Raw genomic sequence first — 12205 nt, 5'->3', positions numbered from 1 at the left:
GCTAGCCAACGTTATAGCTTAAATTTTTGATGAATCTATTATATATTGTTTGAAATTTAGTGAGAATAAATTTTATAAAATGAGAGGGTTATAAATGGAACAAAATAAAATAGTTTTAGAAGGACCAAAATACCTTAAGTGGAAAACGTGTAAAATAAAGTCTATACAGGATGATGAAATTATCGTTAAAACAATTGCAGGTGCAATAAGCATTGGAGCAGAGTTACCTCAGTATAATGGATCCGATGTTACAGATACACATCCTATTTATCCAAGAAAAACTGGATATGAAGGTTACGGTGAAGTGATTCAAGTTGGTAATAAAGTAAAGAATTTAAACATAGGCGATAAAGTAGTTTCTTTTTATGGACATGAAACGATAGGAGTAGTTAAGGGGTATAAAGTAATTCGAGTACCTAGTTATATAAAACCTAAAGTCGCTTTATTATCTATTCTTTCGTGTGATGCTGCTAAAGGTATATTGAAATTAAATCCGCGACAAGATGAAAAGGTACTTATAACTGGAATGGGAGTTATCGGTTTACTTGCTTTTTATTTCTTAAAATACTATGTAGGTGTTAAGCATGTAGATGTTGTTGAACCTAATAAAAATAGAAGAGATTTTGCAAAGAAGTTTGGTGCGAAAAACATATATGCTTCAGAAGAACATATAATTACGGTTTCGAATGTTCTGCTACAAATAGCGGATTTCATACATTACAAAAAGCACTTAAAACTAATAGACAAATATGTATATTTTCTGATGGTAATATTGAAGAACTAACATTAACCGCTGATTTTTATGAGAAAGAACTGCGGATCATTGGTTCAAGTGACGGATATAATTATCAACAACATGCAGATTGGTTTTTTAGTCAAATAGAAAAAACACCATGGATAGAAGAGATTTTTCAACATGAAATACAACATACAGGACTCATTCAATGTTTTGAGGAATTAAGTCAAGGAATAATTACCCCTTTAAAAGTATTTGTCTCATATGAATAATGAACAAAATGACCAGGTACTTGTCACATAGCCCACATATGTTTAGACACTAATATGATAGCAGAGCGCGGAGTAACATGTACGGGGATTCTTTAATAGGTACAACGGGTTGTGAAAACAGAGAATGGTTTTTGCTCTTTCATTATGTACAAATAGTATATTATCTTTCTCAGTGTACATATTAAGTAAAGAGTTTAATATCAAACATAAAAGGGGGGATAATATGAATGAAAATAAGAAAAATGAAGAATTGATTAAATTTAAGAAACAATGGTTTAATGAAGATAATCAACCAATAGCTGGAATAGAGTTAACTTTACCGCCTGATATAGGCAGCATGTTAGACTCCAAATCAGTTGATGATGAAAGTGAAGAAATTAATAATGAATAAGTTTAATCTATATGCATCCATTCGGGTGCTTTTTATTTTTTTGATAATGGAAGATGGATTATCAAATCCTTATTGAAAAAAGGTTGGTTAAAATAGATTCTTTTTCAGTATATGTAAGTTTAATTTTTACAAAAAAGTTTAATTAAAATACATTTAGAATGCTATATGAAATGGGAATGCTAGTAACATTCACCATTAAAGGATTGGGCTATTATGAATATGATTTTTGAAAGCATTATTTTAATTTTAACTGGAATTATTGCATTAAAAATGACAGGTAGTAAATCTGTTAGCCAAATGACAAGAGCTGAAATTATTATAGTAGTATCAATTGCACGTATTATTGTGGAGCCTGTATTAAGTAGGAAAGTAGGCCCATCTATATTTGCAGCTGTAATATTTGCAGGCGTCCTTCTTATCATTCATTTCTTTGAATTGAAATCAAAGAAGGTGGAACAATTCCTAAATGGCAGTAGCATTATAGTAGTAGAAAATGGAGAGATTGTAAAAGAGAATTTGATGAAGGCGAAAATGTCGGAACAACAACTATATATGCAATTAAGAGAAAAAGGGATTCATGATTTAAAGAGTTTACAGCAAGTTACAGCTGAACCGAATGGGCGGATTGGTTACCAATTAATAGAGAAAGCTCAACCGATAACTTTAGAAATGTTAGAAAAAGTAATAGATCAGTACAATATAAAAAGATAATTTATCTTAAGAAAAATCAATACTACAACGGAAGTATTGGTTTTTCTATTTTTTTACACACTAATATAGGGGAAATAATAACCCAATCTTAAAATTAGATATAGGCTTATTATTATGCTATATTCAATGAACCTATAGTGAATGTGGTAAAAAATTAATTTGGCATAGGTAACCGCAGCACTAAAATTTATAAGTTTTTAATGTGATATTAAAAATAGGATTAGAACAAGGAGATAGAATCATAATGGAATTTTGGGAATCAAGTTTTATCGAGAAACAAACGATGTGGGGGTTTGAACCTACAGAATCTGCAATTTTGACAAAAGATTTTTTTCTAGAAAAGAACGTTAAGAACATATTAGTTCCGGGTATTGGATATGGTAGAAACGCAAAAGTGTTTATCGATAATGATATAAATGTAACAGGAATTGAAATTTCAAAAACAGCTATTGATTTAGCGAAACAAAACGGATTAGAAGATATTAGTATATATCATGGTTCAGTAAACGAAATGCCTTTTGATAATAAATCTTATGATGGGATATTTAGTCATGCTCTTCTTCATTTGTTAAGTGAGCAGGAAAGAGTGAAATTTATTAAAGATTGTTATAATCAGTTAAAACCTGGTGGATATATGGTTTTTACAACTGTTTCTAAAAAGGCTCCAATGTATGGCAAAGGAAAACAGTTGGATAAAGATTATTATGAGATAATGGAAGGTGTAAAAATGTTCTTCTATGATTCTGAATCTATAAAACAGGATTTTAAAAAATATGGACTAGTACAAGTTTCGGAAATTGATGAACCAAATAAAAACATGGCAAATAAACCTCCAATCAACTTTTTAACGATAAAATGTAAGAAAGAACTATAACTAAAAGTTATTAAGAATGATTAAATATGTTTATATATTAATTATGCACAAATAAAGAGGACAGGCATATAATAGAAATACCTTTTAACTTTAAGTAACCTTAACTTTCGTTAATAGGGTATCTCAAAATCCCCAAAAGAGCACTTGCGGAAACAAGTGCTCTTTTATTTTTTGTTTATTTAAGATGAATAAATTTCGTTAAATCAATATGGTATTTTAAGCCATTATTTTATATAAAGTGGTAAAATAAATAGGGAAAATGTTTAGGGGGGAGGGACATTTGAAACTAAAAGAGCTGGCGAATTTGTTATTGATTAAAGAAACTATTGGCGATATGGATGTAGAAATTACGGGGTTAGAAATGGATTCTAGAAAGATAACTGATGGAGATCTATTTATATGTGTATCAGGTATCGATGGTTTTCTTGAAGATCGACATCAATTTGTTGAAGGTGCAGTGAAGAATGGTGCTGTAGCGTTAATTGTAGAAAGGGATGTAAATATTGAGATACCTAAAATAATTGTTAAAGATGCTAGATATGCTATGGCAGTTATTGCGTCACACTTCTATGGTTATCCATCTAATAAAATGAAGCTAATTGGAATTACAGGTACAAATGGAAAAACAACTACTTCCTATTTACTTGAAAAAATTTTAAGTGATTATGGATATCACACGGGGCTCATGGGGAATAACGGAGTGAAAGTTGATTCAAAATGGTATCCTACTGATATTAATACGCAAGAACCTCCAACACTTCAACGGAATTTGCAAATGATGAAAAATCAAAATGCAGATTATTGTGTTATGGAAGTAACGTCACAAGGTTTACATATGGAAAGAGTGAAAGGATGTAACTTTAAAATAGCTGTTTTCACAAATTTAACGCAAGATCATTTGGATTATCATGGAACATTTCATGAATATAAGCATGTAAAAGGTTTTCTTTTTGCAAGATTAGGAAATGATTTATCTACTACAGAGAAAAAAATTGCTGTTTTGAATGCAGACGATCCATCGGTAGAATACTTTAAAAAAATTACTTCAGCTGAGGTTATCACATATGGAATACATAATAGAGCAGATGTTCAAGCGAAGAGCATAAATTTAAGCCCAAAAGGAATTCGTTTTTTAGTTTCGTCCTTTAATGGAGAAATAGAAATTAGCCTTAATCTTGTAGGTCGTTTTAATGTTTATAATGCATTAGCAGCAATAACAGTTGCAATAGTTGAAGGTATTCCGCTTACAAACATTTGTGATAGCTTATCAAACTTAAAGTGTATTGAAGGTAGAATGGAAATCATAGATGAAAATCAAGATTTTCTTGTAATAGTGGACTATGCTCATACACCGGATGCATTAGAAAATGTTCTCTCTACAATTAGCGAGTTTTCAAAAGGTAAAGTTATTACTGTTTTCGGTTGTGGTGGAGATAGAGACGCAAAAAAACGATCTATAATGGGCGGAATTGCTGGAAGTTATAGCGATTTTGTTTTTATTACTTCTGATAATCCACGTTCGGAAGATCCGCAGCCAATAATGAAAGATATTGAAAAAGGATTTTTGCAAAATAATAATTTGAATTATAAAGTAGAAGTAGATCGTGAACTTGCAATAAATCACGCAATAAACATGGCATCTTCTAATGATATTGTTTTGATTGCAGGGAAAGGGCATGAAACGTATCAAATTTTAAAAGATTCAACTATTCATTTTGATGATAAAGAAAAAGCTCGACAAGCAATTATTAATAAATGAATGAATTCAATTACTAGCTGAATAGTATTTCTAATAAAAATAATGTTTTAGATGGTAATAACGAAGCAATTTTTTGAAGAATTTATAATTGAAAGGTAAGGGTGTTTCTCTGAATATATGAGGGAAAAACCCTACCTTTTATAGTTTTATTTCTGAACAACAAACGTAATAGCATTTGTTTTTAATTGAATATGCCTTTCATCGCGAACAATATCATAGACTAATTCTTTTATTTCAACTTTAATTTCTTTCCATTCCTTATAAATGCTTTTTAATAGATATATCATATCTTCAGTAGGAAGGTTAATTTCAATTAAAGCATCTAACTCTTCATTTGTATGTAAGTCAATTTCTTGTATGTTCGAATTAATAATTAAACAATTCATACCGCCGCTTTTTGTACCTTCTTTCATAGAATGGAGCACGTTTTTTAAATCTTCTTCTGATTGAACATGCTCTAAACTGGATACTGCAACGATATAATCATAAGTATTAGGTTGAATGTAGTAGTTTTCAATTGCTACTTGTTCTATTTTAATATTATTAATTACACCATATTCTTTACTATAAGTTTGTAATTTTGTTAAAGCAGAATCAAGTAAATCCACACATGTAACAGTACCACTCGCATTTTGAATCTTTTGGGCAATGGGAATACTATTTCTTCCAACGCCAGAGCCGAGATCAAGTACTTGCAAGTTGTTTTTTCCTTCAAAATAATCCATCAAATCCATAACCGTTTTAACCGGTTTGTACAGCCAAGAACCAGTTTCAAATAGTTTGTATTGTTCATAACAAAGGTCGTGATATTTCTTTTCTTCTTGTCTTATAAAATTAATGCGATTCATAGTGTTTCAGCTCCAATATTATTATTGTAAAATGAATGGGTAGGACAACCTTTTACATTTGTTTGAATTCGAAAAATACCACCAGCATGTGGATATTGCTTTAATTCGTCATCCGTCATTCTTGTTCTGGCTGTTGTAACATATAGGTCGGTTAAATTAGGCCCTCCAAATGTACAAGATGTTACATATGGCGCTGGAATCGGGATACTTAATATTTGTTCACCAGTTGAAGGGTTCCATCTAGTAATCTTTGAACCTCCCCAATGAGCAATCCATAAGCAACCTTCCTCGTCAATTGTCATACCATCAGGTAGACCGTCATTTTCGGGGAAAATAATTACATCACTTGGATTACGAATTACTCCAGAGCATATATCATAATGAAAACGAACTGCTTTTTTAGTAGGTGTATCGATATAGTAAAGGTATGTATGGTCAGGTGACCAAGCTATGCCATTTGATGTATTTACATGTGAAACTTTTTTCTCTACCTTTAAATTATTATTTAAACAATACAAGGAGCCAGCAGCATTAATACCGTATGTATCTGTAGTACCTGCCCAAAAACGTCCTGCCGGATCGCATTTTCCATCATTAAAACGATTTTTAAATAAATGTGGTTCAGGGTCAAAAATATGTGTCAGTTTTTCTGTTTCTACATTAATAGAATAAAAGCCATTTTCCATAGCTAGGAGTAGTATGTCATCTAAATATGGAACAACACAACCAATTTGTTGATTGAGAGCAATTACTCGGTTTGTATTAGCGGTAGGACTAAATATGCATAATTGTTTCTCCACAATATCAACCCAGTATAAAAGTTGCTTTTTTTCATTCCAAGATGGTCCTTCAGCTAAACTTGCTTTCGCATCTAAAACTAATTCTATATTACTGTCCAAGATGTTCACCTCGCTTTATAAGATATTTATATAATTCGATAAGAATAGGGACAAACCTTTTAATCAGAAAATATTAAGATTTGTACCATGGAAAAACTGATTTTCTCGAGTGATTAAAACAATGTATAAATATTGAGAGGAAAATGCATATGATGTTTTATGAAATTGTTTGTTTTTCTTGTAAAAATATATTTCGTGTTTATGAAGGCAGTGAAAAATATAAGCGATTTAAAGAGAAACCAAAAGGGGTATATTGTTGTGATGAGTGTAGCCACAAAATTCAATTAGAAGCGATAAAGAATTTTTTTAGATAATTATACTGTTTTATTTCGGAAAAGTTTGACAATGAAACTATTTTAAATTATCATATGAAAAAACTAATATGTAAAATGGCATGGAAGAGAAGAGTAGTTAAGAAAGAATACGTACAGAGAGCTCTGGTAGCTGAGAAAGAGCAGTATACATCTTAATGAAAAAAGACTTGGAGCTGCGCAAGGAACTAATTTATTTAGGGATGGTGTGACGGGATCTCCCGTTATAGAGATAGGGTATAAGCATATTTTGCCGTACCTGAAGAGGTTAATATGGCGACATATTGACAAACTGAGGTGGTACCGCGAAGCTAATAACTCTCGTCCTCAAGATGAATAATCTTGGGGGTGGGAGTTTTTTTATTGTATAAAACTGAAAATCTGAAAACAAAAAACAATTGAGGTGAGTAACATATGCATTGGGCGTATGAAGTAGCACACGAATTAATTAGAAAACATCCAAACAAAGAAACTTTTGTTTGCGCATCTGGAATTAGTCCATCTGGTTCTGTTCATATTGGGAACTTTCGTGAAATCGTAACGACTTATTTTGTTGTAAGGGCGCTTCAAGATTTAGGGAAAAAGACTCGTTTTATATTTTCATGGGATGATTACGACAGATTTAGAAAAGTCCCTAAAAATGTTGATTCATCTTTTGTAAAGTATATCGGAATGCCATACTGTGATATACCAGATCCGTATGGATGTCATAATTCATATGCCGAGCATTTTGAAAAAGAGTTTGAGGAATCGCTTCAAGTATTTGGGATTGAAGTGGAATTCATATATCAACATGCTGAATATAGAAGTGGAAGATATAACAAAAACATATTGGAGGCTTTATATAAAAGAAAAGAAATATATGATATTTTAATGAGTTTTAAAACGGGAGAGTGTAGTGAAGAAGAGCGAGAGGGCTTTTATCCGGTTACATTATATTGTGAGAAATGCAGGAAAGATGCGACAACGATTACACATTTTGATGAAGTATTAAAAACAGTTCGGTATGAATGTGAATGCGGAAATCAAACTGAATTATCGGTATTAAATACAAATGAAATGAAACTGAATTGGAAAATCGATTGGCCGATGAGATGGATGATAGAGGATGTTGTTTTTGAGCCGGGCGGAAGAGATCATTCATCAGAAACGGGTAGTTATAATGTATCAAAAGAAATTGCGAGAAAAATATTCAATCGTGAAGCGCCTCATTATATTGCTTACGATTTTATTGGAATTAAAGGGCATCATGAAAAAATGTCTAGTTCTTCAGGGAATAGTATTACACCTAGCGAGTTGCAAAAAGTGTATTTGCCCGAAGTGATTCTATTTATGTTTGCAAAATATAGGCCAGACGCAGCGTTTCATATCGGTCTTGATGAAGATGTAATTCGCAATTATACAGAATATGAACGATTGAAAGATAGTTATGAGAATAAAACGCTCAAAAATGAAGATTTATTTGATGCAATTAAACTTTCTAGAGTTGATAGCGGATTTAAAGAATATCCGAAATTTAATCAAGTAGCAGGAACGTTGCCGTTATTAAATTTTGACTCATTTATTTTACAGGAGATATTAGAGAAAATAGATAGGAGCTATGCGTTAGATGAAATGAGAGCGATAAGTAATCGTGCAGAGCATTGGATAAGAAACTTTCAATCCGAAAAATTAATTGCGGTAAATCAGGAGAAAAATACAGAGTTTTATAACACATTAGAGGGAAAGCAGAAAAAATGGTTAGTAGAAGTTTGTAAAATATTGCGTTCAAATAAAAATTATTCAAACATAATGGAGCAATTTTATTCGATTTGTCATCATGAAAATAAAAAAATAATGAAAGAAAATCAAAAACAATTATTTATTATAATTTATAGGCTTATTATGAATCAGTCCAGTGGCCCTCGTATACCGTTATTAATACATGTTGTAGGTATCGAAAAATTTATCGAATTATTAGATTTCTAAAAAAGCAACGCAAGTACTCAGCTAAGTACTTGCGTTCCAAATTTTACTACCGTGAATACAATTTCGGACATTCATCACCACTAGGTTCATAAAAACAATGACTTTTAAACTGTCCTACAAACGGCTGATTATACCATTGGGGCGGACAAGCTCCAACTGGACGGAAATACCAAAGAGCCCATCGTGCAGGCCAGCGCCACTCACCTTGTAAAACTTTTCGTGCGATTTCTTTTTCTGATTCACGAGCGCGTTGATAAAAATATCCGTATTGCACTGCTTCGAATCCACCAGGGCTTTGATATACAGCATCACGTACGGTACGGAGTTGTTTAAAATCTAAGCAATCACAAAGTACACGATTTACTACTACGCAGCCAACAAGTTGTTCACCTTGTCGACCTTCGCCTTCAGCTTCAGCACGCATTAAACGAGCTAGTAAATCAACATCGCTTTCGTTATATGGAATAAGGGGCATAGTGATACCACCTTTCTTTACCTGTTATAGTAAAGAGTGTATGTATGAAAATAAGCTAAGTGCTTTTCTATATGTAAATTTATTAATTATTAAAAGGAGCTTTTATGAAAAAAGCTAATTAGTAATTGTAGACAAATATAAAGAGGAGAGATAATATGTATCGAATTCAGAAAGAACATATCATTTACGCAATGTCACCAGAAAATAAACCATGTATGGAAGTGGAAATTGGGAGTCGCCTTATATTCGAAACATATGATTGCTTTGAAAATCAAATTGATTCTGAAGATGTTGTGTTTCAAGAGTTAGATTGGAACCGGATTAATCCAGCGACTGGTCCGGTATATATTAATGGTGCAGAACCTGGTGATATATTAGTTGTTACCATTGAAAAGATAAAAATTGCAGAGAAAGGCGTTTTAACTACAGGTGCAAATCTTGGTGTAATGGGTGAAGAGCTACATGAAAATACAGTGAAAATTGTCTCAGTACATAATGAATATGTTTTGTTTTCAAATGAACTACAAATCCCGATTAATCCAATGATCGGTGTAATTGGAACAGCGCCGAAAGAAGCGAGCATTTCATGTGGCACACCACATGATCACGGCGGGAATATGGACTGTAAAGAGATAAAAGAAGGGACAACATTATTATTACCTGTAAATGTTCCTGGTGCTCTATTAGCATTAGGTGATTTACACGCAGCGATGGGCGATGGTGAAATTGGGGTTAGTGGAGTAGAGGTTGCTGGTGAGGTGACGGTAACAGTTCAGATTATAAAAGGAAAGAAATGGCCATTGCCAATGGCTATTCAAAAAGAAAAAGTAATGACGATAGCTTCAGAAAAATTGCTAGATGATGCAGCGAATCGAGCTGTACGTAATATGGTGACATTTTTACATGAAGAATTAGAAATGTCTAAAGCTGATGCCACGCTTTTATTATCAGCAGCCGGCGATTTAAAAGTTTGTCAAGTTGTGGACCCGCTGAAGACTGCTCGAATGGAATTAGGGATGAATTATGTGGAGAAATTGGGGTTTACTATGAGTGAATTCCATATTAAATAAGAAATGATAGAAGAAGGATGATTTTGTATAAAAGTATCTTTTTTGATTTACGGATTATATAAAAAAAGGTAGTATTTATTTTATATAATTGAATATAAGATTGTGGATCGAAAAAGGAGTAAACACATGGTTAAAATTATGATTGTAGAAGACGATATGAAAATTGCAGAACTATTATCAACACATGTTGCGAAATATGGGTATGAAGGGATTATTGTATCGGATTTTCATAATGTATTAAATATTTTTTTAGAAGAACAACCAGAGTTAGTTTTATTAGATATTAATTTACCGAGTTTTGATGGTTACTATTGGTGTCGTCAAATTCGCGGAGTTTCTACATGTCCGATATTATTTATTTCAGCTCGTGAAGGTACGATGGATCAAGTTATGGCGCTAGAAAACGGTGGCGATGATTTCATTTCAAAGCCATTCCATTACGAAGTTGTAATGGCTAAAATTCGAAGTCATTTAAGGCGTGCTTACGGAGATTATGCACCGAAAGTAGAAGAACGGATGGTTGAGCAACATGGTCTTTGTTTATATCCTGAAAGGCTTGTATTGAAGCTTAAGAATCAAGAAATTGATGTAACGAGAAATGAAGCTATTTTATTAGAAATGTTAATGAAAAATTATCCGCGTGTTGTGAGTAGAGAAGTACTATTAAATAAATTATGGGATAGCGAATCCTATGTTGATGATAATACATTGAGTGTAAATACAACACGTGTGCGAAAAAAGTTGAAAACGTTACAGATTGAGGATGCGATTGAAACGATTCGTAGTGTTGGATATAGACTACATATTACTTGGGATACTGGTATGGAAAAATGATAAGGCTGTTTATACGTGATCATATACCTCTTATTTGTTTTACAGTCATCCAACTATTATCCATATTTCTCGTATATTGGTTTGATGGGCATAAGCATATCGCGACGGCATTGTATGCAATGTTTTTAGGTGCCTTTTTTATGGTAGGCTATTTAGTATTTCGTTACTTTACTCATCGTACTTTCTATGAACGATTAGCAAACCCGATGCAATCTTTAGATGAATCTGTTCAAAAATCTGATTTTGCAGCTATATCTGCTGCGCTTCAAGACTTGCTTGAGGTACAATATCGCCATTATCAAAATCAGCTCCACATACAAGAAAGAAAAAATAATGATCATTTAACTTTTATGAATCAGTGGATTCATCAAATGAAAACACCTTTATCTGTAATAGAATTAATTACACAGGATGAAGTCGATTCGCGTTTTGAAAGTATAAATGAGGAAACAGATAGGCTGAAAAAGGGGTTAGAGATGGCACTGTATGTCGCACGTTTAGAAGCATTTACACAAGATTTTTATGTGGAAAGAGTACAATTACATAAAATAGTGAATGATTCTGTGCATGAACATAAACGCTTCTTTATCCGGAATTTTGTATATCCAGAGCTTAAAATTGATAAGGACATTACAGTAGAAAGTGATGCGAAATGGTTACAATTTTTAATTGGACAAATACTATCAAATGCGATTAAATATTCATCTGGTAGTCGAGAGAAGATTAAAGTGAAAGCTTGTAAGGAAGGTAATAATGTTATACTTGAAATTGCTGATAATGGTGTAGGCATACCGAAGCAAGATTTGCCAAGAGTGTTTAAACCTTTCTTTACAGGAGAAAATGGTAGAGATTTTAAAGAATCAACTGGAATGGGGCTATATCTCGTATATGAAATTACGAAGCAATTAGGACATAGTGTAGAAATCCATTCAGAAGTTGGTAAAGGTACGGTTGTACGAATTAAATTTTATAATGTATAAATAAGTGATCTAGGCTAAAGAGCTTTGGAAATAAGTTTTTTAGCCTTTTTTTATAGCGGTTATATGAAATGGTAAAA

12 protein-coding genes, 1 pseudogene and 1 other annotated feature are annotated in these 12205 nt (G+C 32.4%); of the genes and pseudogenes, 10 read left to right on the top strand and 3 right to left on the bottom strand.

Going from position 1 to position 12205, the window contains the following annotated elements; translation table 11 throughout:
- The first annotated feature begins 94 nt into the window (after positions 1 to 94).
- From PDQ33_RS09740 to PDQ33_RS09720, 5 genes and pseudogenes are all read left to right on the top strand, one after another.
- A pseudogene (locus PDQ33_RS09740) lies at positions 95 to 1008 on the top strand (alcohol dehydrogenase catalytic domain-containing protein).
- Between the two features lie 223 nt (positions 1009 to 1231).
- Positions 1232 to 1399: a hypothetical protein gene (locus tag PDQ33_RS09735; RefSeq protein ID WP_061130301.1), complete on the top strand. Its 168-nt coding sequence runs from the start codon at positions 1232 to 1234 to the stop codon at positions 1397 to 1399.
- 213 nt (positions 1400 to 1612) lie between these two features.
- A complete protein-coding gene (locus tag PDQ33_RS09730) occupies positions 1613 to 2110 on the top strand; it encodes a DUF421 domain-containing protein (protein WP_076872629.1) in 498 nt (165 codons plus the stop codon).
- A gap of 244 nt (positions 2111 to 2354) precedes the next feature.
- Entirely contained in the window at positions 2355 to 2984 is a 630-nt protein-coding gene (locus PDQ33_RS09725) for a class I SAM-dependent methyltransferase (protein WP_000397609.1), read from the top strand.
- 280 nt (positions 2985 to 3264) lie between these two features.
- Positions 3265 to 4743 (top strand): UDP-N-acetylmuramoyl-L-alanyl-D-glutamate--2,6-diaminopimelate ligase, encoded by a 1479-nt coding sequence (locus PDQ33_RS09720; RefSeq protein WP_270755469.1) that lies wholly within the window; start codon positions 3265 to 3267, stop codon positions 4741 to 4743.
- Between the two features lie 146 nt (positions 4744 to 4889).
- Here PDQ33_RS09720 and PDQ33_RS09715 read toward each other — a convergent pair whose 3' ends face one another.
- Positions 4890 to 5591 carry a class I SAM-dependent methyltransferase gene (locus tag PDQ33_RS09715; RefSeq protein WP_001079922.1) on the bottom strand — a complete coding sequence of 234 codons (702 nt, stop codon included), beginning with the start codon at positions 5589 to 5591 and terminating at the stop codon, positions 4890 to 4892.
- Complete coding sequence (locus PDQ33_RS09710) at positions 5588 to 6490, bottom strand: SMP-30/gluconolactonase/LRE family protein (RefSeq protein WP_270755471.1); 903 nt, start codon at positions 6488 to 6490, stop codon at positions 5588 to 5590. The genes PDQ33_RS09715 and PDQ33_RS09710 overlap by 4 nt, the downstream gene beginning before the upstream one ends.
- 143 nt (positions 6491 to 6633) lie before the next feature.
- Between PDQ33_RS09710 and PDQ33_RS09705 the strand changes: the two genes are divergently transcribed.
- Together PDQ33_RS09705 and lysS are read left to right on the top strand one after the other, a co-directional pair.
- Positions 6634 to 6804, top strand: a complete 171-nt coding sequence (locus PDQ33_RS09705; protein WP_000551046.1) for a DUF2197 domain-containing protein — start codon at positions 6634 to 6636, stop codon at positions 6802 to 6804.
- Positions 6805 to 6876: 72 nt separating this feature from the next.
- Positions 6877 to 7133 (top strand) — a binding site (T-box leader).
- 82 nt (positions 7134 to 7215) lie between these two features.
- Positions 7216 to 8769 carry a lysine--tRNA ligase gene (gene lysS / locus PDQ33_RS09700; protein ID WP_270394460.1) on the top strand — a complete coding sequence of 518 codons (1554 nt, stop codon included), beginning with the start codon at positions 7216 to 7218 and terminating at the stop codon, positions 8767 to 8769.
- A 46-nt stretch (positions 8770 to 8815) separates the two neighbouring features.
- On the opposite strand, the gene PDQ33_RS09695 is transcribed toward lysS, so the two are convergent.
- Positions 8816 to 9244: a cell wall hydrolase gene (locus tag PDQ33_RS09695; RefSeq protein ID WP_061130403.1), complete on the bottom strand. Its 429-nt coding sequence runs from the start codon at positions 9242 to 9244 to the stop codon at positions 8816 to 8818.
- Positions 9245 to 9399: 155 nt separating this feature from the next.
- On the opposite strand from PDQ33_RS09695, the gene PDQ33_RS09690 reads away from it, so the two are divergent.
- The 3 genes from PDQ33_RS09690 to PDQ33_RS09680 all read left to right on the top strand — a co-directional run bounded on the left by PDQ33_RS09690 (position 9400) and on the right by PDQ33_RS09680 (position 12128).
- A complete protein-coding gene (locus PDQ33_RS09690; protein WP_061130404.1) occupies positions 9400 to 10314 on the top strand; it encodes an acetamidase/formamidase family protein in 915 nt (304 codons plus the stop codon).
- Positions 10315 to 10440: 126 nt separating this feature from the next.
- Complete coding sequence (locus PDQ33_RS09685; RefSeq protein ID WP_000238972.1) at positions 10441 to 11148, top strand: response regulator transcription factor; 708 nt, start codon at positions 10441 to 10443, stop codon at positions 11146 to 11148.
- A complete protein-coding gene (locus PDQ33_RS09680; protein WP_002163637.1) occupies positions 11145 to 12128 on the top strand; it encodes a sensor histidine kinase in 984 nt (327 codons plus the stop codon). Before PDQ33_RS09685 ends, PDQ33_RS09680 begins: the two co-directional genes overlap by 4 nt.
- The last annotated feature ends 77 nt before the right edge of the window (positions 12129 to 12205 follow it).

It is taken from the genome of Bacillus cereus group sp. Bc031 (assembly GCF_027716265.1).
Lineage (GTDB): Bacteria > Bacillota > Bacilli > Bacillales > Bacillaceae_G > Bacillus_A > Bacillus_A paranthracis.
This window is presented reverse-complemented; position numbering and strand designations above follow the sequence as displayed.